The sequence below is a fragment of the Microbacterium neungamense genome (assembly GCF_024971095.1).
Lineage (GTDB): Bacteria > Actinomycetota > Actinomycetes > Actinomycetales > Microbacteriaceae > Microbacterium > Microbacterium neungamense.
In genome coordinates this window covers 117,265-139,502 of record NZ_CP069717.1, presented here as the reverse complement: position 1 = coordinate 139,502, position 22,238 = coordinate 117,265, and the positions used below count along the sequence as shown (strand labels likewise).

Annotated in this window: 20 protein-coding genes; 14 read left to right on the top strand and 6 right to left on the bottom strand. The window is 72.4% G+C overall.

What is annotated here, in order from left to right:
* Positions 1 to 133 precede the first annotated feature (133 nt).
* The 3 genes from JSY13_RS00680 to putP form a co-directional block, all read right to left on the bottom strand.
* Positions 134 to 3,091: an ATP-binding protein gene (locus JSY13_RS00680; RefSeq protein ID WP_259607113.1), complete on the bottom strand. Its 2,958-nt coding sequence runs from the start codon at positions 3,089 to 3,091 to the stop codon at positions 134 to 136.
* On the bottom strand, positions 3,088 to 3,498 hold the full coding sequence (locus tag JSY13_RS00675) for a hypothetical protein (RefSeq protein ID WP_259607112.1): 411 nt from the start codon (positions 3,496 to 3,498) through the stop codon (positions 3,088 to 3,090). The genes JSY13_RS00680 and JSY13_RS00675 overlap by 4 nt, the downstream gene beginning before the upstream one ends.
* 125 nt (positions 3,499 to 3,623) lie before the next feature.
* A complete protein-coding gene (gene putP, locus JSY13_RS00670) occupies positions 3,624 to 5,138 on the bottom strand; it encodes a sodium/proline symporter PutP (RefSeq protein WP_259607111.1) in 1,515 nt (504 codons plus the stop codon).
* 99 nt (positions 5,139 to 5,237) lie between these two features.
* Between putP and JSY13_RS00665 the strand changes: the two genes are divergently transcribed.
* Positions 5,238 to 5,900 carry a DNA alkylation repair protein gene (locus JSY13_RS00665; protein ID WP_259607110.1) on the top strand — a complete coding sequence of 221 codons (663 nt, stop codon included), beginning with the start codon at positions 5,238 to 5,240 and terminating at the stop codon, positions 5,898 to 5,900.
* A gap of 129 nt (positions 5,901 to 6,029) precedes the next feature.
* Here the strand turns inward: JSY13_RS00665 and JSY13_RS00660 are convergent, their stop codons facing one another.
* On the bottom strand, positions 6,030 to 7,097 hold the full coding sequence (locus JSY13_RS00660; RefSeq protein WP_259607109.1) for a DUF998 domain-containing protein: 1,068 nt from the start codon (positions 7,095 to 7,097) through the stop codon (positions 6,030 to 6,032).
* Positions 7,098 to 7,359: 262 nt separating this feature from the next.
* Between JSY13_RS00660 and JSY13_RS00655 the strand changes: the two genes are divergently transcribed.
* Positions 7,360 to 8,397: an FUSC family protein gene (locus tag JSY13_RS00655; RefSeq protein ID WP_259607108.1), complete on the top strand. Its 1,038-nt coding sequence runs from the start codon at positions 7,360 to 7,362 to the stop codon at positions 8,395 to 8,397.
* Between the two features lie 86 nt (positions 8,398 to 8,483).
* Positions 8,484 to 10,973: a DEAD/DEAH box helicase gene (locus tag JSY13_RS00650; protein ID WP_259607107.1), complete on the top strand. Its 2,490-nt coding sequence runs from the start codon at positions 8,484 to 8,486 to the stop codon at positions 10,971 to 10,973.
* Positions 10,974 to 11,120: 147 nt separating this feature from the next.
* On the opposite strand, the gene JSY13_RS00645 is transcribed toward JSY13_RS00650, so the two are convergent.
* Entirely contained in the window at positions 11,121 to 12,248 is a 1,128-nt protein-coding gene (locus tag JSY13_RS00645; protein WP_259607106.1) for a LacI family DNA-binding transcriptional regulator, read from the bottom strand.
* Positions 12,249 to 12,466: 218 nt separating this feature from the next.
* On the opposite strand from JSY13_RS00645, the gene JSY13_RS00640 reads away from it, so the two are divergent.
* From JSY13_RS00640 to JSY13_RS00595, 10 genes are all read left to right on the top strand, one after another.
* Positions 12,467 to 13,300 carry an ABC transporter substrate-binding protein gene (locus JSY13_RS00640; RefSeq protein ID WP_259608223.1) on the top strand — a complete coding sequence of 278 codons (834 nt, stop codon included), beginning with the start codon at positions 12,467 to 12,469 and terminating at the stop codon, positions 13,298 to 13,300.
* Between the two features lie 63 nt (positions 13,301 to 13,363).
* Positions 13,364 to 14,149, top strand: a complete 786-nt coding sequence (locus tag JSY13_RS00635; RefSeq protein ID WP_259607104.1) for an amino acid ABC transporter permease — start codon at positions 13,364 to 13,366, stop codon at positions 14,147 to 14,149.
* Positions 14,146 to 14,916: an amino acid ABC transporter ATP-binding protein gene (locus JSY13_RS00630; RefSeq protein WP_259607103.1), complete on the top strand. Its 771-nt coding sequence runs from the start codon at positions 14,146 to 14,148 to the stop codon at positions 14,914 to 14,916. Before JSY13_RS00635 ends, JSY13_RS00630 begins: the two co-directional genes overlap by 4 nt.
* Positions 14,916 to 15,962 carry a Gfo/Idh/MocA family protein gene (locus JSY13_RS00625; RefSeq protein ID WP_259607102.1) on the top strand — a complete coding sequence of 349 codons (1,047 nt, stop codon included), beginning with the start codon at positions 14,916 to 14,918 and terminating at the stop codon, positions 15,960 to 15,962. The genes JSY13_RS00630 and JSY13_RS00625 overlap by 1 nt, the downstream gene beginning before the upstream one ends.
* 132 nt (positions 15,963 to 16,094) lie before the next feature.
* The gene (locus tag JSY13_RS00620; protein WP_259607101.1) at positions 16,095 to 17,273 is read left to right on the top strand and encodes an NAD(P)/FAD-dependent oxidoreductase; all 1,179 of its coding nucleotides are present in this window, start codon (positions 16,095 to 16,097) and stop codon (positions 17,271 to 17,273) included.
* 275 nt (positions 17,274 to 17,548) lie between these two features.
* Complete coding sequence (locus tag JSY13_RS00615) at positions 17,549 to 17,701, top strand: hypothetical protein (RefSeq protein WP_259607100.1); 153 nt, start codon at positions 17,549 to 17,551, stop codon at positions 17,699 to 17,701.
* A gap of 261 nt (positions 17,702 to 17,962) precedes the next feature.
* On the top strand, positions 17,963 to 19,033 hold the full coding sequence (locus tag JSY13_RS00610; RefSeq protein ID WP_259607099.1) for a M4 family metallopeptidase: 1,071 nt from the start codon (positions 17,963 to 17,965) through the stop codon (positions 19,031 to 19,033).
* Positions 19,008 to 19,358: a protealysin inhibitor emfourin gene (locus tag JSY13_RS00605; protein WP_259607097.1), complete on the top strand. Its 351-nt coding sequence runs from the start codon at positions 19,008 to 19,010 to the stop codon at positions 19,356 to 19,358. Before JSY13_RS00610 ends, JSY13_RS00605 begins: the two co-directional genes overlap by 26 nt.
* A 129-nt stretch (positions 19,359 to 19,487) precedes the next feature.
* A complete protein-coding gene (locus tag JSY13_RS00600) occupies positions 19,488 to 20,375 on the top strand; it encodes a VOC family protein (RefSeq protein ID WP_259607096.1) in 888 nt (295 codons plus the stop codon).
* 57 nt (positions 20,376 to 20,432) lie between these two features.
* On the top strand, positions 20,433 to 20,708 hold the full coding sequence (locus tag JSY13_RS00595) for a hypothetical protein (protein WP_259607095.1): 276 nt from the start codon (positions 20,433 to 20,435) through the stop codon (positions 20,706 to 20,708).
* 13 nt (positions 20,709 to 20,721) lie between these two features.
* Here JSY13_RS00595 and JSY13_RS00590 read toward each other — a convergent pair whose 3' ends face one another.
* Positions 20,722 to 21,276 (bottom strand): hypothetical protein, encoded by a 555-nt coding sequence (locus tag JSY13_RS00590; protein ID WP_259607094.1) that lies wholly within the window; start codon positions 21,274 to 21,276, stop codon positions 20,722 to 20,724.
* Between the two features lie 52 nt (positions 21,277 to 21,328).
* On the opposite strand from JSY13_RS00590, the gene JSY13_RS00585 reads away from it, so the two are divergent.
* Positions 21,329 to 22,186, top strand: a complete 858-nt coding sequence (locus JSY13_RS00585) for a ribonuclease H family protein (protein WP_259607093.1) — start codon at positions 21,329 to 21,331, stop codon at positions 22,184 to 22,186.
* Positions 22,187 to 22,238: the final 52 nt, after the last annotated feature.

Here is a 22,238-nt window from a genome sequence, read left to right as displayed (position 1 = left end):
ACCCCACTGGGGTATTCCCGCAAGGTGTCGTCGGCGAGGATTTCAGCACGGCTGCCGCTGTGCCGGACGCGTTCTGCCGGTTCTCAGGCGCCGACGCGGCGGGTGGCGGCGACGGCGGCCTCGGTGCGGGTGGTCACGCCGAGCTTGCGCAGGATCGCCGAGACGTGCACGCTGACGGTCTTACGCTGATGAACAGCCGTTCGCCGATCTGCCGGTTGCTCAGCCCCTCGGCCAGCAGGTCCAGGACCTGGCTCTCGCGCGCGGTCAGCTCGGCCAGCGCGGGTGCCGCGGGTTCGCCGGAGAGGCCGGATGCCAGGGCGAGCTCGTCCGCCTCCTGCTGCAGCCGGGCGTTGCCGATCGCGGCGGCGATCTCGCGGGCGGCCGACAGCGCAGATGCCGCTTCGGCGCGCTCCCCGTCGTGGATCAGCCGTCGCGCGAGGTCGAGGCGCACGACGACCCGGAATGCGGCCGGCATGTCGTCCTCGTCCGTCACCGGCAGCGCGGCGCGGAGCACGTCGGGGGCGCCGTCGAGCAGGGCGGTGAGCACGACACTCCAGCCTTCCGGGCGCAGCCCCGGCGGCAGCGCCGCCCAGGCGGTCCGGACGGATTCGGCGAGCGCCGCGGCATCCGGCATCCGCCCGTCGGCGCGCACGGCGCTGACGACCCACCCGGCCTCCAGCAGCAGCCGCGAGGCGTGCCCGATCAGCGGCCCGTCGGCGGCGAGGAACCGGCGGATCACGGCGGCGGCCTCCTCGGCCTCGCCGGCGCCGAGGTGGATGGCGAGCTCGGTGCTCAGCAGGGAGTACTCCACCTGGCGCTCGAACGGGGCGACGGCGGCCATCGTCTCCCGCCATTCGGCGAGCAGCGCCCTCGCCTCGGCGATCCGTCCCCGCCAGGCGAGGACCCGCATCCGGGTCGCCATCGTGTACACCCGGAAGATGCGGTGGGTGCGGAAGGTGAGGTCGCGCGCCAGCAGCTGCTCGGCCCGATCGACCTCGCCGAGCTGCAGCAGCGGTTCGGCGACGTTCTGGGTGAGGATCGAGCCGGTGGTGCGCTCCACGCCGAGGGTCCGTGCGCGGGCGATCCCCTCCTCGGCGACCCGCACGGCCTCGCGGTGCCGCCCGAGGTGGTGCAGCACGTCGGAGTAGTTCACGTAGTAGCGCAGACGCGCGGAGTCGTCGGTCGCCCGCTGCCAGGAGAGCCGGTAGTCCTCCAGACCGCCCTCGACGTCGCCGCGGTGCACCCGCGACGCGGCCCGCGTGTTCGCCGCGATCGACATCTGCGAGTGGTCGCCGAGCCGCTCGGCGATCCGGTACGCGGCGTCGGCGGTCTCGATGGCCTCGTCGATGCGCGCGGCGACCATGTGGCGCCCGGCGAGCAGGTTCAGCACCGAGGCCCGGAGCCGGTCGTCGTCCAGGCCGTCCATGGCGGCGAGCGCCTCGGCCAGCAGCTCCGCCGCGCCGGGCCGGCCGAGGTTCTGCAGGTACAGCGCCTTGTCGCGCAGCAGCCGCACGTAGACCCCGCGGTCGGACGTCGCCGGGTCGACCTCGTCGAGCGCGAGGTTCACCACGGCGAGGGCGCGCTCCCCGTCGCCGGCGTTGCGCAGGATCGACCCGAGCCGGCGCAGCAGCGAGACCCGGTCGATGCCGGCGGCGGCCGCGGCATCCGGCACCTGGTCCCACAGCTCGAGCGCGAGCTCGCCGAAGCGGGCCGCGGTCGAGAACGCGTAGCTGGCCTTGGACCGCTCCATCGCGCCGATGGACGCGGCGAGCGCACGAGGAGCGTCGTGCGCCTGATGCCAGTGGTAGGCGAGCGCCGACTCCAGGCAGGCGCCGGGCGCGGCGGCCCGGATCTCGAGCGCCTCGGCGTAGGCGCGGTGCAGCCGGGCGCGCTCCCCGGGGAGCAGGTCGTCGTGCACCGCTTCGCGCAGCAGTGCGTGCCGGAACCCGTACGAGTCGTCGGGCCGCACGGCGAGGATCGCCGCCGCGGCGGCCTCGCGGATGCCCTCGTCGAGCCGCTCGTCGGGGAGAGCTGCGAGGTCGGCGAGCAGCTCGTGCGGAACCGGGGCGTCGGAGGCGGAGGCGATGCGCACCACGCGCTTCGCGTCATCGCCGAGCCGGTCGAACCGGGCCAGCAGCACGTCGCGCAACGACTCGGGCAGCGGGCCGAGGGCGTTGCAGGAGAGCTCCTCGACGAAGAAGGGCACCCCCTCGGACCGGTCGAGCAGGCGGGTGAAGACGGCGTCGTCGACGGGGCCGCTGAGCGCTTCGACCATCGCCCGCACCGCGACCGGGTCGAGCCGGCCGAGCGCGATGCGGTCGAGCAGACGCGCCCGCTCGGCCTCGACCAGGAAGCTGCGGACGGCGCCGCCGCGGCGCACCTCGTCGACCCGGCAGGTGAGCACGAACAGCACGCCGTGCCCGGACACCGCGCGGAGCAGGAACGACAGCATGGCGAGCGTGGCGTCGTCGGCCCAGTGCAGGTCCTCGATGAGGACGACCACGGGGCGGCGCGCGGCGGCGGCCTCGAGCAGGGTCGCGATGGCCTCGCGGAGTCCGTCGGGGGTGACGGCGGCGCGGTCGACCGGGCCCAGCTCGGGCAGCAGCAGTCGCAGCGCGGCCCGCGCGGGACCGGCGGCCTCGGCCGTCGTCTCTTCGCCGAGTTCGGCGAGCACGCCGCGCAGGATGGCCGGGAGCGGCGCGTACGGCGCGGGAGTCGCACCGTAGTCCACGCACCAGCCGGTGAACACCGCGGCACTCGTCTCGGCACGGGCGCGGAACTCGCGCAGCAGCCGGGTCTTGCCGATGCCGGCCTCGCCGGAGACGAGGACGGATGCCGTCTCGCCGGCTGCCGCGCGGCGCAGCGCGGCGTCGAGCAGACCCAGCTCGGCGTCGCGTCCCACCATCTCGGCGGTCGGTGCGATGAGAGGCATGCTCTCATCGTGCCACCGGCCACCGACATCGGGGCCGGTCCGGCCGAGGACCTCGGGGCCGTCGACCGGGCCCGGGGTGGGCGCGGGTGCCGGCAGGGATGCCCGTGCGGATGCCGGGGCGGATGCTCGGGCGCCGCGCCGCTCTCGCGGAAGCGTCATGCGGCGGAGGAGCACAACGCGGGCTCCGCCGCGGCGTCCTGGTGACCGGGCCGGTCCGCGTCCGGGACGGATGCACCCGCGGCAGCCGCCGGCGCGGCCGACCGGCCCGAGGCCTCCGCGTCCGCCGCCGGCGCCACCGCGCCCGCGCCCGCGGCATCCGTCACCGAGACGGCAGCGCCCGCGGCATCCGTCGACACATCCGCCCGCCCGTCCGCGACCGGCGCGACCGGCGCGACCGCGCCCGCGGTCCGACCGCGGAAGAACCCCCGCAGCCGGGTGGTCCAGCGCTCGCGCGGGATGAGGCGCTCAGGCTGCTCGAGGATCCGGCGACGGCGCTCGAGCTCGGCCTCCAGGCGCTCCGTCTCGAGGACGTTGATGCGGTGGGTGAGGTAGGGATGCTCGTACATGGGATCTCCTTCTCCGACACCCCTACGCTCCTCGCTGAGGCCCCCGGCGGGCATCGGGCGGATGCCCTATCTTCCCGGCCGGGGGCCTCAGATGCGCGCCGCTCACCGGCGGCGCGGGCCGCGGGTCAGGGGGTGTCGCCCACCGCGTGCGGACGCGGCAGGGTGAGCATGGTCCCGGTGTCGGTGAACTCCTGCTGGATCTCCTCGTTGTGCCGGTAGGTGAGCAGGCTCACCACCACTGCGGCGACGGTCGCGAACACGAACGCCGGCAGCATCTCGTACAGGCCGGTGTCCAGCGCCTTCCAGATGAACACCGTCGCGGCGCCGACGAACATGCCGGCGAGGGCGCCCCAGCGGGTGAGCCGGCGCCAGAACAGGCTGAGCAGGATGATCGGCCCGAACGCGGCGCCGAACCCGGCCCAGGCGAACGACACCAGTCCGAGGATCGTGTCGTTCGGGGTGATCGCCAGCACGATCGCGACGATCGCCACCACCAGCACCGCGAGCCGGCCCATCAGCACCAGTCGCTTCTGCGACGGCGGGGTCTTCCGCGCCACCTGGTAGAGGTCCTCGACCAGCGCCGAGGAGCACACCACGAGCTGGCTGGAGATCGTGCTCATGATCGCGGCGAGCACGGCGGCGAGGATGAGGCCCGCGATGAACGGATGCATCAGCGTGGTCGACATCAGCAGCACCACGGTCTCCGGGTTCTCCAGGTCGATGCCGCGCTGCGCGAAGTAGGCGATGCCGACCAGGCCCGAGATGACCGCGCCACCCATCGACACGACCATCCAGCTGATGCCGATGCGCCGCGCGCTCTTCGCCTCCTGCGGCGAGCGCAGCGCCATGAACCGGACCACGATGTGCGGCTGCCCGAAGTACCCGAGGCCCCACGCTAGCGCGGAGACGATCGACAGCACCGTCGCGCCGGTGATCGCGCTGCCGCCGAGCAGCGACAGGTGGCCCGCGCCCGCGGCCTCCGCGATGAGGCTGCCGGTCTCCCCGAAGCCGCCGATCGCGATGATCGCCGCGACCGGGACGACGACGAGCGCGACCACCATCATCAGCCCCTGCACCACGTCGGTGAAGGAGGCGCCGAGGAAACCGCCGAACAGCGTGTAGAGCAGGGTGATGCCGCCGACGAACAGCATCCCGACCATGTAGTCGCCGTCGAAGGAGCTCTCGAAGAACACGCCCGCCGCCACCATGCCGGAGGAGATGTACAGCGTGAAGAAGACGAGGATCACCAGGCCCGACAGGATGCGCAGCATCCGGCTGGTGTCGCGGAGCCGGTTCTCGAAGAAGCTCGGCACCGTGATCGAGTTGCGCGACACCTCGGTGTACGCACGCAGGCGCGGCGCGACGAGGAGCCAGTTCAGGTACGCGCCGATCGTGAGGCCGATCGCGATCCAGGCCTCGATGAGCCCGGCGGCGAAGATCGCGCCGGGGAGGCCCATCACGAGCCAGCCGGACATGTCGGACGCGCCGGCGCTGATCGCGGCGACCCACGGCGGCAGGCTGCGGCCGCCGAGCATGTAGTCCTCGTGGTCGTCGGTGCGCCGGTACGCCAGGTAGCCGATGAGCAGCATGCCCGCGAAGTACAGCCCCAGCGCGGCGTAGGTGAAGATCTGGTCGGACATCCTCGTCCCCTTTCGAACGGATGCGGCTGCCTCCGATGATGCCGCACCGGCCGCGGCGGAACCAGACGCCGCCCCGGCGTTCGTGCGTACGCTGTGAGTATGGCGGACGTCGCGGAGGTGCTCGGGGAGCTCGCGGCCCTCGAGGACCCGAAGATGCGGGCGGTCAACGAGCGGCACGGCGACGCGCACGGCGTGAACCTCACGCAGCTGCGCGGGGTGGCCAAGCGGCTCGGGATGGATGCCGGTCTCGCCCGGGCGCTGTGGGACTCGGGGGATGTCGCGGGTCAGCTCGTGGCGCTGCTGATCCTCAAGCCGCGTGAGGCGGATGCCGCGGAGCTCGATCGGATGCTGCGCAGCACCCGCAGCGCGAAGGCGCACGACTGGTTCGTGAACTACATCGCCCGGAAGTCGCCGCACGCGGAGGAGATGCGGGTGCGCTGGCTGGACGATGCGGATGCTCATGCCCGGGCAGCCGGCTGGTCGCTGACCACCGACCGGGTCGCGAAGAAGCCCGAAGGGCTCGACCTCGACGGGCTGCTCGACCGGATCGAACGCGAGCTTCGCGATGCGCCCGCGCGGGAGCAGTGGGCGATGAACGAGACGCTTGCGACGATCGGCATCCATCATCCCGCGCTGCGCGACCGGGCGATCGCGATCGGTGAGCGGCTGCAGGTGCTCGCGGACTACCCGACGCCGCCGGGATGCACCTCCCCGTTCGCCCCGCTCTGGATCGCGGAGATCGTCCGCCGCCGCGAGAGCTGACCCGGCGCGGACGCCCGGGACGCTGAGCCCGTCGAAGCGTCCGCTGAGCCCGTCGCCCCGGACGCCGTGCCCGTCCGGACGCTGAGCCCGTCCCCCCCGGACGCTGAGCCCGTCGAAGCGTCGCCCGCCTCAACGCAGCGGCGAGCGCCGGGCCGACGGCCGCGAGGCATCCGGTGCGAGCACGCCGACCACCTGCACGAGCGTCGACAGCCACAGCAGCGCGAGGCCGGTGACGATGCTCTCCAGCACCGTCACCGAGTACACCCGCGCCATCGCCAGCGCCGCGGAGACGGCGACGAGCACGACCAGCCCGACGGTGACGGCCCGGAGCAGCCCGGGCGCCTCCGGCATCGCCGACGCGGTGAGCACGGCCGCGAGCACGAGCAGGACGACCGCGGCGATCGCGGCGATCGTGTGCACGGGGCGCAGGGTGTCGATCGGCAGCAGCCCGACCGCGGCGAGTGCCGCTCCGGAGGCCGCCCAGGCCGCCACGACGCCCGCGATCCGTGGGAGCGCGTCGTCGCCGAGCATCCGGTGCAGGTCGCGGCCGAGGTACGAGCCGACCGTGGCGACGAGGAGCCCGGCGATGATGAGCGTCCCGTTGAACGCCCACGCTCCGGCGCCGATGCCGAGCTGGGAGAAGTTGCGCTCCCACCAGCCGGGGTCGGTGGCGGTGATCATCGCGAACAGCGTGCCGATGACGAGGAAGCCCGACAGCAGACCGGCGATGTCGCGGGTGCGCAGACGGATGCCGGCGCGGAACGCCGGCCGCCCGCCGACGGCGGAGGCCACGCCGACGAGAACCCCTCCGCCGAGGGGCGGCAGCTCGAGCCCGTGCAGGCCTGCCGCGAGCACCTCGCCGGCGAGGAGCACGCCCAGCCCGGTCACCGCCGCGAACGCGAGCGTGAGGGCCACCGACGACAGGTCGGAGACGACGGCCTGCCAGGGCGGCATCGGGCCGGTCTCGCCGCGGCGGTGCATCAACGTGCTCGTGACGAAGGCGCCCGCCGCGATGATCCCGGCGATCGCGGCGGCCGGGATGATCACCGAGCCGTCGCCGGCGAACGGTCGGGCGGCGCCCCAGAGCACCGCCGTGCCGGCCGCGGCGCCGATCACGAAGCAGATGATCGTCGCCCACAGCCCCCGGCCCAGCTCCCGCAGCGCCTGCTCCCGCGCCTGCCCACCGTGCCCGTCCATCCCCTCCATCGAAGCACGGCCCGCCGACAGGATGCGGATGGCGGACCGGGAACGGCGCCGGCGCGGCGCCGGGAGGGTGCAAGGGAACTTCCGCGGCGCCGCAGCACGGGGCGCGGCGCGCCGGCCCGGCCCCCCGCCCCCCGGGCATCCGCCCTGGGGCATCCGTCGCGAGCGTCCCTCCCCGGGCATCCGTCCCCGGGCATCCGCGCCCGGACAGCCGTCCCGCCTCGGGACCGGCCCGGCCGCGACTAGCGTGAGAGGCATGCGCATCCCCGCCGCGATCCGCACCACCCGACGGGCCTCGCTGCTGCAGGTCGTGAAGTCGGCGGCGGCGACGATCGCGGCCTGGCTGCTGGCTGGCTGGATCGTGCCCGGTCAGCTGCCGGTCTTCGCGGCGATCGCCGCGCTGCTGGTGGTGCAGCCGAGCGTGAACCAGTCGCTGGCGAAGGCGCTGGAGCGCAGCACCGGCGTCATCGTCGGCGTGGTGATCGCCGTCCTGCTCGGCCTGCTGCTGGGCTCGCCGAGCTGGATCGTGCTGCTCGCGGTCGTGGTGGCGATGCTCACGGCGTGGGCGTTCCGGGCCAGCCCCGGCACCGGGAACCAGGTGGCGATCTCGGCGATGCTGGTGCTCGCGCTGGGGTCGTCCAGCCCGGAGTACGCGGTGGCCCGCATCGCCGAGACCCTGATCGGCGCGCTGATCGGGATCGTCGTGAACGCGCTGATCGTGCCGCCGGTGCTGGTCGCGCCGGCCCGCCGGGACCTCGGCCTGCTCGGCGCCGAGCTGGCCGCGACCCTGGATCGGCTCGCCGAGGCGCTGCCGACTCCGCAGACCGCGGCCCGGCTGCAGGAGCTGATGCTGCAGGCGCGGCTGCTGCGGCCGATGCGGGATGCCGCCGAGGCATCCGTCGTCGCCGGCGAGGAGTCTCTCGCCCTCAACCCCCGCCGTTCCCGCCATCGCGACGACCTGGCCGAGATGCGCCGGCTGCTCGACATGCTCTCGCCGGTGGTCACGCAGGTGATCGGGATGACCCGGGCGTACTTCGACCACTACGACGACAGCATCGCCGACGAGCCCGCGGTCGCCGCGATCGCCGAGCAGCTGCGCCGGGCCGGGCACGACGTGCGTCTCGCGGTGCAGGTGGCGGACCTGTCCCCCGAGCCGGATGCCGTCACCTCGGCGATCCCGGCGCTCACCGCCCCGCTGGTCGTCCGGCCGCCGGCATCCGATCACTGGATCCTCATCGGTTCGCTGCTCGAGGACCTCCGCCGCATCCGCGGCCAGCTGCTGGGCGAGCGCTAGCGGCTTTCGAATCGCGCGAATGGCCCCGATTCGGGCCGAATCGGGGCCATTCGCGCGATTCCAACGGTGGATGAAAGGATCGGGGGATGACCGTCCTCGATCCGTCCGCCGTGCGCGGCGCCGATGCGGATGCCGTGTACGCGGCGTTCACCGAGTGGGCCGAGGGCACCGGCATCCGCCTCTACCCGGCGCAGGACGAGGCGCTCATCGAGATCGTCTCGGGCAACAACCTCATCCTGTCCACCCCGACCGGCACCGGGAAGTCGCTCGTCGCGGTCGGCGCGCACTTCGCCGCCCTCGCCGCGGGCCGCCGCAGCTACTACACCGCGCCGATCAAAGCGCTGGTGAGCGAGAAGTTCTTCGCCCTCGTGGACATCTTCGGCGCGGAGAGCGTCGGCATGGTCACCGGCGACTCGGCCGTGAACGCGGACGCCCCGATCGTGTGCTGCACCGCCGAGATCCTCGCCAACCTCGCCCTCCGCGAGGGGCCGGACGCCGACGTCGGGCAGGTCGTGATGGACGAGTTCCACTTCTACGGCGACCCCGACCGCGGCTGGGCGTGGCAGGTGCCGCTGCTGACCCTGCCGCAGGCGCAGGTGGTGCTGATGTCGGCGACGCTCGGCGACGTCACCGACCTGGCCGCGGACCTCACTCGCCGCACCGGCCGCGAGACCGCGACCGTCACCGGCGTGGAGCGCCCGGTGCCGCTGCACTTCTTCTACGCGACCACGCCGATCCACGAGACCATCGAGGAGCTGCTGTCCACCGGTCAGGCGCCCGTGTACATCGTGCACTTCTCCCAGGCGGCGGCGATGGAGCGCGCGCAGGCGCTCGCCAGCGCGAAGGTCGCCACGCGGGAGCAGCGGGACGCCATCGCCGAGCTCATCGGCGGGTTCCGCTTCACCACGGCGTTCGGTCGCACGCTGTCGCGGCTGCTGCGGCTGGGCATCGGCGTGCACCACGCCGGCATGCTGCCGAAGTACCGCCGTCTCGTGGAGCAGCTCGCCCAGCGCGGACTGCTCCGGGTGATCTGCGGCACCGACACGCTCGGTGTCGGCATCAACGTGCCGATCCGCACGGTGCTGCTCACGGCGCTCACGAAGTTCGACGGGCAGCGGATGCGGCAGCTGAACGCGCGCGAGTTCCACCAGATCGCCGGACGCGCCGGTCGCGCCGGCTACGACACCGCCGGCACCGTGGTGGCCCAGGCGCCCGAGCACGAGACCGAGAACCTGGCGGCGCTGAAGAAGGCCGGGGACGACCCGAAGAAGAAGCGGAAGATCATCCGCAAGAAGGCGCCCGACGGCTTCGTGTCGTGGGGCGAGCCGAGCTTCCGCAAGCTCATCGCGGCGGAGCCCGAGACGCTGACCTCGCACATGCAGATCACGAGCGCCATGATGCTGAACGTGATCGCGCGCGGCGGGGACGTGTTCGCGAATATGCGCGCACTCGTATACGACAACCACGAGCCGCGTTCGCGGCAGCGGCTGCTGGCCCTGCGGGCGATCGGGATCTTCCGCACCCTGGTGGAATCCGGGGTCGTGGAGCGCGACGGCGACGGCATCCGACTCACCGTCGACCTCCAGCCGAACTTCGCACTGAATCAGCCGCTGTCACCGTTCGCCCTCGCGGCCTTCGAACTGCTCGACCCGGACGACCCCACGTTCGCGCTGGACGCGATCTCCATCGTCGAGGCGACCCTGGACGACCCGCGGCCCATCCTCAGCCAGCAGGAGTTCCTCGCCCGAGGCGAGGCGGTCGCGGCGATGAAGGCCGAGGGCATCGAGTACGACGAGCGGATGGAGCTGCTCGAGGGGATCACGCATCCCAAGCCGCTCGAAGAGCTGCTCACCGCCGCCTTCGACGTCTTCGCGACCGCGCAGCCGTGGATCCGCGACTTCGAGCTGCGGCCCAAGTCGGTCGTGCGCGACATGTATGAACGGGCCATGTCGTTCGGGGAATACGTCGGGTTCTACAAGGTCGCCCGGTCCGAGGGCGTGGTGCTGCGGTACCTGTCGGATGCCTATCGCGCCGCCTCCCAGACCATCCCCGAGCATCTCAAGAACGACGACCTGCGCGACCTGATCGAGTGGCTCGGCGAGCTCGTGCGGCAGGTGGACTCCTCGCTGCTCGACGAGTGGCAGGAGCTCGTCTCCGGGCATCCGGTGTCCCACGCCGACGAACCGGTCGTGCCCCCGGCACCGAAACGGCTCACCACGAATGTCCGCGCCTTCCGCATCCTGGTGCGCAACGAGCTGTTCCGCCGGGTCCAGCTCGCCGCGCGCGACGACCTCGACGCGCTCACCGAACTCGACCCGTCGTTCGACGGCTGGGCCGACGCGCTGGACGCATACTACGCCGAGCATGACGAGATCCGCACCGGCCCGGATGCCCGCAGCTCGAAGCTCCTGATCCTCGACGAGTCGCCGCGGGCCGGCCGGGTGTGGACCGCCCGGCAGATCCTCGACGACCCGGCCGGCGACCATGACTGGGGCATCTCCGCGACCATCGACCTCGACGCCTCGGACGCGGCCGGCGAGGCCGTGATCACCGTCACCGCCGTCGACCGACTCTGACCCCGCGCGCCCCCGACCGTTTTGGGGACGGGCCGGGCCGGTCCAGTTCGGGGGTCGACACGCCAGATGTCGGACGGATGCCGTCGCCCGGCCCGACCGGTGGCGTGTCGACCCCCGGAGTGTGCACCCACGTGGGTGCGGGGCGGGTCAGGCGCGGGGCGCCGCGACGGAGCCGCGCGGGATCAGCTCCTGGGGCAGGGTGTGGACGGATGCCGGGGCATCCGACCCCTCGATCCGCTCGATCAGCAGCCGCGTCGCCATCGCACCGAGCTCCCGCTCGGGCTGCGCGATCACGGTGATGCCGGGGTCGGTCACCGAGGTCCACGGCGCGTTGTCGAAGCCGACGAGGGAGACGTCGTCCGGAATGCGCAGCCCGAGCTCGCGGATCGCCCGGAACGCCTCGATCGCGATCACGCTGTCGGAGGCGATGATCGCGGTCACGGCGCTCGGCCCGGTGATCAGCTCGGTGACCATCCGCCCGATGCCGTCCACGCCGGCGCCGAGGCGCACGAGCGCGAGCGGGTCCGGAACGCCCGCCGCCCGCAGCGCGGACGCGTACCCCCGGACGCGGTCGTCGATCACCGACGACACCAGGCTGGGCCGGAAGGTCAGTCCGTCGTCCTGCCAGACCGCCCGCGGCGCGATCGGATCCGGCTCGACCAGGGTCGACACGTACGCGATGCGCCGATGCCCGGCGTCCAGCAACACCTGCGTCAACCGGGCGGCGCCGTCGCGGTTGGCGGCGACGACGGCATCCGCATCGAACCCGTGCACGAGACGGTCGAAGAACACCACGGGCCGCCCCGCGTCGACGATCCCCTCGTAGTTCGCCGCGCGCAGCGAGGATGCCGGGGCGATGATCAACCCGTCCACCCGCTTGGCGAGCTGCACCTCGATGGCCTTGAGCTCAGCCTCCACGTCCTCGCGGGAGTTGGAAAGGATGAGGTCGTACCCCGCGGCCTCGGCGACGTCCGCCGCTCCGCGCGTCGCCTGCGAGAACGCGGGGTTCTCGATGTCTCCGACGATGATCCCGATCGTGTTCGACCGGCCGGTGCTCATGCTCCGCGCGACCTCGTTCGGACGGTATCCGAGCTCCGCCGCGGCATCCTGCACCCGCTGGCGCACCTTCGCGCTCACCGCGCCGTAGTCGCCCAGCGCACGGGCGGCCGTCGCTTTCGAGACCCCTGCGCGCCGGGCCACATCGGCCACGGTCGCGCCGCGCCGGTCGCCGTTTCCGGGGCGACGACCGTCCTCGCTGCCTGCGTTCGCGGCCACGGGCCGCCTCCTTCGCGTCGTCGTCCGACCCAGCCTATTGACGCCCGGGCCGGACGCATGTATTCTCCTGGAAACCCCGATTGAGACCGGTCTCAATCCTAGACGAGACCGACGAGGCCCGAAAGCCTCCCGACAACGCAGTCCCCCAAGAGAGGAGCCACACCGTGGCCAAGAAGTTCCTGTTCCGCCGTGTCGCGGTCGCCGCGGCGGTCGCCGGGATGCTCGCGCTCACCGCGTGCGCCCAGAACAACAGCACGCCGTCCGGCGGCGAGACCGCCGACGACAACCCCTACGGCCTGATCACCCCGGGCCAGATCCGCGTGGCCAGCCTCGGCGACGCCAAGCCCTACACCTTCACCGACGAGTCCGGCGAGTTCACCGGCTTCGACGTGGAGCTGTTCCGCGACGTGGCCGAGCGCATCGGCATCGAGGACGTGGTCTTCACCGGCCAGGACTTCTCCGGCCTGCTCGCCGCGGTCGCCAACGGCCAGTTTGACGTGGGCGTCGCCGCGATCGGCATCACCGAGGAGCGCAAGAAGACCGTCGACTTCACAGACGGGTACCTCGCCGGCTACCTCACCGTGATGGCCAGCCCCGACTCGGACATCTCCGACGAGGACAGCCTCGCCGGCAAGCGCCTCGGCGTGGTGCAGGGCACCCTGCAGGAGGCCTACGCGGTGAAGAACTTCACCGAGACCGAGCTGGTGCGGTTCCCCGACAACAACGCCGCCATCTCCGCGGTGAACAGCGGCGCCATCGACGCGCACTTCCTGGACTACGAGGCCGCCAAGGAGTACGCCGCCCAGTACGGCCTGGAGAACGCGATCGACATCCCGTCGTTCGACGCGCCGGCCGGCTTCGCGATCGCGAAGGGCAAGGACGAGTTCCGCGAGGCGCTGAACGACGCGCTGCACGACGCCATGGAGGACGGCACCTGGAAGGAGCTGTACCAGAAGTGGTTCCCGGGCTCCCCGATGCCTGAGCAGTACCTGCCCTCCGACGAGCAGACCGGCGAGCAGGGCGACTCCGAGCAGGGCGAGAGCGGCGAGTAATCGCCTCGGGATGCGGGGCCCGGGCCTGACTGACCGGGCCCCGCATTCCGAAGGGAGATCCTCATGGACTGGCTCGACAACATCATCAAGACGTTCTTCGATTTCGAGGCGATGCTGCAGGTGCTGCCGCAGCTGCTCGGAACCGGGCTCGTGAACACGCTGGTGATCTCGGTGTGCGCCACGGTGCTGGGCATCGTGATCGGCATGATCCTGGCGATCATGGGCATCGCCCGCAGCCCCTGGCTGCGCATCCCGGCCCGCGTCTACACCGACATCTTCCGCGGCCTGCCGGCGATCCTCACGATCCTGCTGATCGGTCAGGGCTTCGCCCGGATCAGCCAGCAGATCTTCGGCCCCTCCCCGTACCCGCTGGGGATCCTCGCGCTGAGCCTGATCGCCGGCGCCTACATCGGCGAGATCTTCCGCGCCGGCATCCAGTCGGTGGAGCGCGGCCAGCTCGAGGCCTGCCGCGCTCTGGGCATGACCTACGGATCCGCGATGCGCCTGGTCGTCGTGCCGCAGGGCATCCGCCGCGTGCTCCCCGCTCTGGTGAACCAGTTCATCGCGATCGTGAAGGACTCCTCGCTGGTGTACTTCCTCGGCCTGCTGGTCAGCGAGCGCGAGCTGTTCCGCGTCGGGCAGGACGCCGCCGTGCTGTCCGGCAACCTGTCGCCGCTGGTCGCGGCCGGCGTCTTCTACCTGATCATCACCGTGCCGCTGACGCACCTGGTGAACTACTTCGACAACCGCTTCCGCACCGGGCGCCGCAAGGCCACCCCGCCCAAGAGCGGCCTCGAGGAGGTCGCCGAGACCCTCAGCCCCACCTTCACCCGCGGAGAGAACACATGACGTACACCTCGCCCCAGCCGGTCACCGACGGCCGCTTCTACGAGGGCTCCCGGCTGCAGATCCAGAACCTCGTGATGGCGTACGGCGACGTCGACGTCATCCGCGACGTCTCCCTCACCGTCGAGCCCGGCACGACCACCTGCATCATCGGGCCGTCCGGTTCGGGCAAGTCCACGCTGCTGCGTGGCGTGAACCGCCTGCACGAGCCCAAGTCCGGCCGCATCCTGCTCGCCGACGACGACGCGCTGGCCCTCAAGCCCGACGTGCTGCGCCGCCGGGTGGGACTGGTGTTCCAGCACTTCAACCTCTTCCCCGACCACACCGCCCTGCAGAACGTCGCGCTCGCCCTGCGCAACGTCAAGCGGATGCCGAAGGGCGAGGCCGAGCGGATCGCGATGGCCCGGCTCACCGAGGTGGGACTGGCCGAGCGCTCCGACCACCGCCCCCGCGATCTCTCCGGCGGTCAGCAGCAGCGCGTGGCGATCGCCCGCGCCTTGGCGATGCAGCCCGAGGTGATGCTCTTCGACGAGGCCACCAGCGCCCTCGACCCCGAGCTCGTCAAGGGCGTCCTCAACCTGATGGCCGAGCTGGCCCAGCGCGGCATGACCATGCTCGTCGTCACGCACGAGATGGGCTTCGCCCGCAAGGTCGCCGACCAGGTGGTGTTCATGGACGAGGGCAGGGTCGTCGAGGCCGGCACCCCCGACCAGATCTTCGACGACCCGCAGAGCGATCGCCTGAAGCTCTTCCTCTCGGAGGTGCTGTGATGACGGATGCCGCAGCGACGCCGATCCGCACCGCGATCGTCGGGTTCGGCACGGCCGGCCGATTCTTCCACGCGCCGTTCCTCGCCGCCGACCCGGCGTTCCGGATCGACGTGATCGTCACCGGCAGCCAGGAACGGGCCGCGCAGGCGCTCGAGGAGCACCCGCAGGCTCGCATCCTCCCCGACGCGGACGCGCTGTGGGCGGATGCCGGCGACATCGACCTCGTCGTGGTCGCCTCGCCCAGCGGCACGCACGCCGAAGTGGCCGAAGCCGCGCTGCGCGCGGGCTGCCACGTCGTCGTCGACAAGCCGTTCGTGGCGGATGCCGCGGAGGGCGAGGCGCTGATCGCCCTCGCCGCCGAGAAGGGGCGGATGCTGACGGTGTTCCAGAACCGCCGCTGGGACGGCGACTTCCTCACGCTCCGCCGCCTGGTCACGGACGGCCGGCTCGGTGAGGTGCGCCGCTTCGAGTCGCGTTTCGAGTGGTGGCAGCCCACACCCAAGGAGGGCTGGAAGTCCACCGCATCCGTGGCCGACGCCGGCGGCATCCTGTTCGACCTGGGTCCGCACCTGATCGACCAGGCGCTGCAGCTGTTCGGCCCCGTGCGCGACGTGTACGCCGAGATCGAGACGCGCCGCGCGGGCGTCGCAGCGGACGACGACGTGTTCCTCGCCCTGGTGCACGAGTCCGGGGTGCAGTCGCATCTGTGGATGAGCGCCGTCGCCCCGGTGCACGGCCCGCGCTTCCGCGTACTGGGCAGCGAGGCCGGGTACACGTCCTGGGGTCTGGACGGGCAGGAGCCCGCGCTGCGCAGCGGCGGCCGCCCCGGTGACGCCGGGTTCGGCGAGACGCCGGAGGAGCGCTGGGGCACGCTCGGCGCCGGCGGCGAGAGCGAGCGCATCCCGACCGCGCGCGGCGACTACGGCGCGTTCTACGCGGGCGTCGCCGCGGCCCTCACCACGGATGCCCCGGCGCCGGTCGACCCGGCAGACGCGGTCGAGGGCCTGCGGCTCATCGCCCGCGCCCGCGAGGCCGCCGGACGCTGAGACCGTCGGCGGACGCTGAGCGGAACCCGGACGCTGAGCCCGTCGGCGGACGCTGAGCGGAACCCGGACGCTGAGCCCGTCGAAGCGTCGCCGGGCATCCACACGAATCGACTACGAGTAAGGAACATACGCATGTCTGCATCACGACCGGAGAACATCGTCGTCATCGGCGGCGGCATCCTCGGCGTCTCCACCGCGGCGCACCTCGCCCGCGCCGGCGCCACGGTGACCCTCGTCACGGCCGGATCGCTCGCCGACGGGGCATCCGGGCGCTCGATCGCCTGGCTGAACTCGTCCGGCGACCGCTCCGCCGCCTACCACTACCTGCGGCTGCTGGCCCTCGACCGCTACCGCACCTGGGCCGCGCGCCACCCGGAGAGCAGCGCCTACCTCCGCTTCGACGGCGCGATGAAGTGGGCAGGTCCCGAGGAGAGCTTCCGCGAGACCTTCGCGTTCGAGCGCGCCAGCGGGTACGACGCGGTGTGGATCGACCGGTCGCAGGTCGCGGCGCTCGCACCGGATGTGAACCCGGATGCCGTCGCCGAGGAGGGCGCGATCTTCAACCCGGGCGAGGGCTGGGTCAACCTGCCCGACCTCATTGCGGCGCTCGTCGCCGAGGCACGCGGCAACGGCGCGACCGTCGTCGAGAACGCCGGTGAGGCGCGCGTCGACGTGCGCGACGGCGTCGTGACCGGCGTGATCCTCGCCGACGGCTCGCGCCTGGACGCCGACCGCGTCGTGCTGGCGACCGGCCCGGCCGTGCCCGCGCAGCTCGCCGAGCTCGGCGTCACGGTGCCGGATGCCTCGCCCGCCGCCTTCGTGCTGTTCACCGAGCCGGTGGACGTCGAGGTGAAGACGGTGCTGAACACGCCGCGCGTGGCCGTGCGTCCGACGCCGGACCGTCGCCTGGTGCTGGACGCCGGCTGGGCGGAGGAGTCGATCGTCGTCGGTGAGGACGGCTCGATCACGGTGCCGGATGCCTCGGTGCAGGGCCTGCTCGAGGAGGCCTCCAAGGTGCTCGCCGGCAACCCGGTGCTCACCGCGAGCCGCGTCGGGGCCGGGTGGAAGCCGATCCCGGGCGACGGCGAGCCGGTCGCGGGCGCGGTCCCGGGCATCGACGGCCTGTACACGCTGTTCACGCACTCGGGCGCGACCCTGGGCCTCATCCTCGGCGAGCTGATGGCCGAGGAGGTGCTGACCGGTCAGCCCTCGCCGGTGCTGGCCTCGTTCCGCATCGAGCGCTTCGACGAGAACAGCACGCCGACCCAGGTCGGCACGGATGCCTGGGCCCCCGTGGCCTCCGGCCGCTGACCCCGCAACCCCGCCAACCCTCCACCCTCCCGACCACCCGGGTCGCCGGGGACCCGGCGACCCGGCCTCCCGCCGACCCGGCCTCTCCGGGTTTGGGGCGGATTCTCGTGTTCGGGGCGGTTCTCCCCCGCCCCGAACACGAGAATCCGCCCCAATCGGGTTAAGGGGTCTTGACGGGGCACCCGCCGCACCCTACCGTTGTCATTGTACGGAATGACTGTTCCGCATTCCGAAACTCAGATCCGGGCACGGGCCCGGCGACGGGAGGAGTCGACATGGCCGATCAGCACGATGCCACCACCGACGGCGCGGCGGCCCCCGTCATGCCGCTGTTCCCGAGCGTCAGCGTCGACCCGGACTTCCACCTCCCCAGCGAGCGCCGGGTGTGGGCCGAGGCCTTCCGCCACCTCTTCCCCCGCGCCTCCTGATCCTCCTCCCACCGCACAACCCGCCGGGAGGATCCCGCATCCCCCGCACCACTGCGCGGTGCGTTCTTCTCCCGGCGACGCCGACGACGCCGATCGCCGGGAGAATCCGGCATCTCCCAGCACCCCCGGCCATGGCTCAGGAACCGCACCGCCGCAGCCGGAGCGGGACGGAACGCCCGTCCAGAGCCTCGCCGCCCGGGCATCCGTGACATTGTCGGCACCCCGGCGTATCGTCTGCCGCAGAAGCGACGGAGGAGATGCATGACCGGACACCACGAGATCGAACGACAGGGCATCGTGCCCGCCTACCTGCTGGCACGACTGGCCGAATCGGACCGCTTCCCCCGCGCCGCGCAGGCCGCGCGGCAGACGCTCATCGCCGGGCGGCCGACCTTCCGCTCCGCGCTCGAGCTGTCCATCGACGAGAGCGGCGCGCTCGTCGCGGAGCTGACCTCCGCCCCGAACCGGACGATCTTCGACGCGCAGAACACGGAGCGCCTGCCCGGCGTCATCGTCCGCTCCGAAGACGAGCCGCCCGTGGCGGATGCCTCGGTGAACGAGGCGTACGACGGACTCGGCGCCACGTTCCGGCTGCTGCTGGATGCGTTCGAGCGCGACTCGCTGGACGGCGCCGGCGCGCCTCTGCACGCCACCGTGCACTACGGCGAGGACTACGACAACGCCTTCTGGGACGGCACCCGGATGGTGTTCGGCGACGGCGACGGCGAGGTGTTCCGCGGGTTCACCCGCTCAGTGTCGGTGATCGGCCACGAACTCGGCCACGGCGTGATCCAGAGCGCGTCGGGACTGGAGTACCAGGGGCAGGCGGGGGCGCTGAACGAGTCGATCGCCGACGTCTTCGGCGCGCTGACCGAGCAGTATCTGCTCGAGCAGACCGCCGACGAGGCCAGCTGGCTCATCGGCGAGGGCATCTTCACGGATGCCGTGCAGGGCCGGGCGCTCCGGTCGATGATCGAGCCGGGCACGGCGTACGACGACGACGAGCTCGGCAAGGACCCGCAGCCGGCGCACATGCGCGACTACGTCGAGACGCAGGAGGACAACGGCGGGGTGCACATCAACTCCGGCATCCCGAACCGCGCCTTCGCACTGACCGCACGGACGCTGGGCGGCAACGCCTGGGGCGACGCCGGCGCGGTCTGGTACCGGGCGCTGGTGAGCGACCTGCCGAAGCGGGCGACCTTCACCGAATTCGCCGAGACGACCCTTGCGGCAGCCCGGGACCTCGGGGATAACGTGGAGGCGGCGGTGCGCGACGCGTGGATCGCCGTCGGGGTGATCGAGGATGCTCGAGTACGAGAACGCCGCTGAGCCGGACGGCTCGGACCACGGGGACGCCGAATCGGCGGTCCTGATCGTCGTCGTGCGCAGCGGCGGGATCGCGGGGATGCGCCGGCGCTGGCTCGTGCGGCCGGAACCGCCCGAGGCCGACCGGTGGGTCGAGCTCGTCAGGCGCTGCCCGTGGGACGAGGCGCCGGGCGATGATCCCGTCGGGGCGGACCGCTACGTGTGGCGGATCTGGGTGCGGCTGCCGGATGAGCGCCGGGAGACCGAGATCCCGGACTCGCGGCTGGACGGCGCGTGGCGCGAGCTCGTCGAGGCGGTGCGCGAGGCCGGGCGGCCCACACCCGCGTAAGGCCCGACGCCCGCGCCCGTATGAAGCGGTCGGCCTCGCGGTGGTGGCCCCGGATGGCACGCGGTCCGCCAGGAGTGAGGACCGGAGAGAGCGAAGGAACGAAGACCGGAGAGAGCGAAGGAGAGCAGCATGGCGCAGAAGATCGTGCCGAATGTGTGGTTCCAGGGGTACGCCGAGGAGGGCGGCGCGTTCTACGCGGATGCCCTGCCGCGAACGGCATCCGACGTCGTCTCGCGCTACCCGGACGACGTGCCCCGCTGGCAGGAGGATTTCGCCGGGAAGGCGCTCACGGTGGACGTCGTGGTGGACGGATACCGGATCACGCTGATCAACGCGGGACGAGAGTTCACGCCGAACCCGTCGATCTCGTTCATCCTCAACTTCGACCCGCTGCTGTTCGACGGCGAGGAGGGCGCGCGCCGCGCACTCGACGACACGTGGGCGGCGCTCTCCGACGGCGGCGAGGTGCTGATGGCGCTGGACGCCTACCCGTTCAGTGCCCGCTACGGCTGGGTGCAGGACCGGTACGGCGTGAGCTGGCAGCTGATGCTGACCGATCCGGCCGGCGACCCCCGGCCGTTCGTCATCCCTCAGCTAATGTACACCGGCGCGGTGCAGGGACGCGCGCGGGAGGCGGCGGAGTTCTACATCTCGCTCTTCGACGACGCCGCGCTGGGCACGGTCGTGCCGCGTCCGGAGGGCGAGGCGGGAGAGGTGCTGTTCGGGGAGTTCCGGATCGGCGATCAGTGGTTCTCGATGATGGATTCCGACATCGCGCACGACTTCGGGTTCACTCCGGGGGTGTCCCTCGAGGTGCGCTGCCGCGACCAGGCCGAGATCGACCGGCTGTGGGAGGCGCTGTCGGCCGTCCCCGAGGCCGAGCAGTGCGGATGGCTCGCGGACCGGTACGGCGTGAGCTGGCAGATCGTGCCGGAGAACATGGGCGAGCTGATGTCGCGCCCCGGCGCCTGGGAGCGGCTGCTCGAGATGAAGAAGCTGGTCATCGCCGAGTTCTGAGCGCGGCGGCGACAGCCTCCGCGAGCCGCGGCCTCCGGCGGGGAGCAGAATGGACCGATGGGTGTCTTCTCCGAACGTCCCGAGCAGCAGCGCCAGGACTGGGCCGGCCTGCCCTCCGAGCCGTACGACGTGACGGATCCCCCCGAGCGGCTGGACGAGGCACCCCGCCTCGCCCCGGACGACCTCGGGTTGGGTGCGCAGTACTCGAGCGTGGTGATCCCGGTCGCCCCGCCGGCGCCGGAGGCCGCGGATGCCTCGGACAGCGGCCCCGGCCACGGCGACGTCGGCCGCGGCGACGCCGACGGCGACGGCGACGACGAGCCGGAGCGCTGAACGGGAGCCGCGCTCAGCGCGGTTCGCCCGGCACCGGCCAGCGCCCCGTCCGCTCCCGGAACTCCATGGCCGCGAACAGCGGCGACATGTCGAACATCGCGGGGTTGAGGGTGAGCCGCGTGCCGTCGACGGATCGGATACGCAGGTTCGGCCGACCGCCCATGGTCCGCATCCGATACTCGACGATGTCGGCGTAGGCGATCCGCTTCTCACGACCGAGGAGGGTGCGGAAGCGCACGGCATCCGCGTCCGGCGCGACGTACCAGTTCCGGTACAGCAGCACGAGCAGGACGCCGCCCGCGAGGATCGCGACGGCGGCGATCCGCATCGGCAGCAGGCCGCGGTCGTCCACGGCCTCCGAGGCGTCGCCGGCGGTGAAGGCCGCAAGGCCCATCAGGATGCCGACAGCCACCAGCAGCCAGCCGATGACGGCGACGAGCCTGGGCATCCGGATGCGGTCGGGGAAGTCCTTCGCGCGGTTCGGATGCGTGCGGCCGTTCCACACCAGCAGCGCGATGAGCGCCAGGACGACGAGCACGATCGCGAGCTTGAGGACGAAGGCGGACACCCCACGACGCTACCGCGCGGGCGGTGGGGGCCGCGCATCGTACGGTGGAGGGATGACGATCATCGCCGCCGCCGACGGGTCCGCGCTCGGCAACCCCGGCCCGATGGGCTGGGCCTGGTACATCGACGAGAACCGCTGGGCGGCCGGCGGGTCGCCGCACGGCACGAACAACCAGGGGGAGCTGCAGGCGGTGCTGGAGCTGCTGCGCGCGACGGCCGGCACCGAGGAGCCGCTGCTGATCGAGTGCGACAGCCGGTACGTCATCGATTCGGTGACGAAGTGGATGCCGGGGTGGAAGCGCCGCGGCTGGCGGAAGTCCGACGGCGGCCCGGTGCTGAACCGCGAGCTTCTGGAGGGCATCGACGAGGCGATGCGCGGCCGCGAGGTCCGGTTCTCGTGGGTGAAGGGGCACGCCGGGCATCCGGCGAACGAGGCGGCGGATGCTCGCGCGAACGCCGCCGCGAAGGCCTACCAGCTCGGCGACGAGCCGCGGCGCGGACCCGGTTTCTCGACCGCGACGGATGCCGGTGCCGCACTCGCCGGCGCCGTCGCCGTCCAGGCCGCCGCGACCGCCACGAACGCTGCCCCCGTCACGGCCGCTCAGCCCGCCGCGGACGCTGAGCCTGTCGAAGCGTCCGCGCCTCGCCCGCCCGCACGCTCCGCCGCCCCCGTCACGGACGTTGAGCCCGCCGCGGACGCTGAGCCTGTCGAAGCGTCCCCCCGCTCCTCCTCCGCCCCTCCCCTGTGGGCCGAGCCCGCCGATCTCCTCGACGCCTTGGACGCCGAGGCCGCGGCATCCACCCCGATCGAGCTGCGCGTCGCCCTCTCCCCCGAGGAGCACGCCCGCCTGCGCGACCGCGCCGACGCGCAGGGCGTGTCCCTCGAAGAGGCCCTCCGCCGCCTCATCTGACGCCAACACCGGAGGTCGAGACCCGCGGCATCCGGCGCGTCGGAGCTGGCGT

What these genes read in the sequence shown, in the direction of transcription:
- JSY13_RS00605 (WP_259607097.1), top strand. Translation starts at nt 19,008, where the DNA reads ATGCTCGAGTACGAGAACGCCGCTGAGCCGGACGGCTCGGACCACGGG.
- JSY13_RS00665 (WP_259607110.1), top strand. Translation starts at nt 5,238, where the DNA reads ATGGCGGACGTCGCGGAGGTGCTCGGGGAGCTCGCGGCCCTCGAGGAC.
- JSY13_RS00610 (WP_259607099.1), top strand. Translation starts at nt 17,963, where the DNA reads ATGACCGGACACCACGAGATCGAACGACAGGGCATCGTGCCCGCCTAC.
- JSY13_RS00635 (WP_259607104.1), top strand. Translation starts at nt 13,364, where the DNA reads ATGGACTGGCTCGACAACATCATCAAGACGTTCTTCGATTTCGAGGCG.
- JSY13_RS00625 (WP_259607102.1), top strand. Translation starts at nt 14,916, where the DNA reads ATGACGGATGCCGCAGCGACGCCGATCCGCACCGCGATCGTCGGGTTC.
- putP (WP_259607111.1), bottom strand. Translation starts at nt 5,138, where the DNA reads ATGTCCGACCAGATCTTCACCTACGCCGCGCTGGGGCTGTACTTCGCG.
- JSY13_RS00650 (WP_259607107.1), top strand. Translation starts at nt 8,484, where the DNA reads ATGACCGTCCTCGATCCGTCCGCCGTGCGCGGCGCCGATGCGGATGCC.
- JSY13_RS00615 (WP_259607100.1), top strand. Translation starts at nt 17,549, where the DNA reads ATGGCCGATCAGCACGATGCCACCACCGACGGCGCGGCGGCCCCCGTC.
- JSY13_RS00640 (WP_259608223.1), top strand. Translation starts at nt 12,467, where the DNA reads ATGCTCGCGCTCACCGCGTGCGCCCAGAACAACAGCACGCCGTCCGGC.
- JSY13_RS00675 (WP_259607112.1), bottom strand. Translation starts at nt 3,498, where the DNA reads ATGTACGAGCATCCCTACCTCACCCACCGCATCAACGTCCTCGAGACG.
- JSY13_RS00655 (WP_259607108.1), top strand. Translation starts at nt 7,360, where the DNA reads ATGCGCATCCCCGCCGCGATCCGCACCACCCGACGGGCCTCGCTGCTG.
- JSY13_RS00620 (WP_259607101.1), top strand. Translation starts at nt 16,095, where the DNA reads ATGTCTGCATCACGACCGGAGAACATCGTCGTCATCGGCGGCGGCATC.
- JSY13_RS00660 (WP_259607109.1), bottom strand. Translation starts at nt 7,097, where the DNA reads ATGGACGGGCACGGTGGGCAGGCGCGGGAGCAGGCGCTGCGGGAGCTG.
- JSY13_RS00595 (WP_259607095.1), top strand. Translation starts at nt 20,433, where the DNA reads ATGGGTGTCTTCTCCGAACGTCCCGAGCAGCAGCGCCAGGACTGGGCC.
- JSY13_RS00630 (WP_259607103.1), top strand. Translation starts at nt 14,146, where the DNA reads ATGACGTACACCTCGCCCCAGCCGGTCACCGACGGCCGCTTCTACGAG.
- JSY13_RS00585 (WP_259607093.1), top strand. Translation starts at nt 21,329, where the DNA reads ATGACGATCATCGCCGCCGCCGACGGGTCCGCGCTCGGCAACCCCGGC.
- JSY13_RS00680 (WP_259607113.1), bottom strand. Translation starts at nt 3,091, where the DNA reads ATGACGCTTCCGCGAGAGCGGCGCGGCGCCCGAGCATCCGCCCCGGCA.
- JSY13_RS00600 (WP_259607096.1), top strand. Translation starts at nt 19,488, where the DNA reads ATGGCGCAGAAGATCGTGCCGAATGTGTGGTTCCAGGGGTACGCCGAG.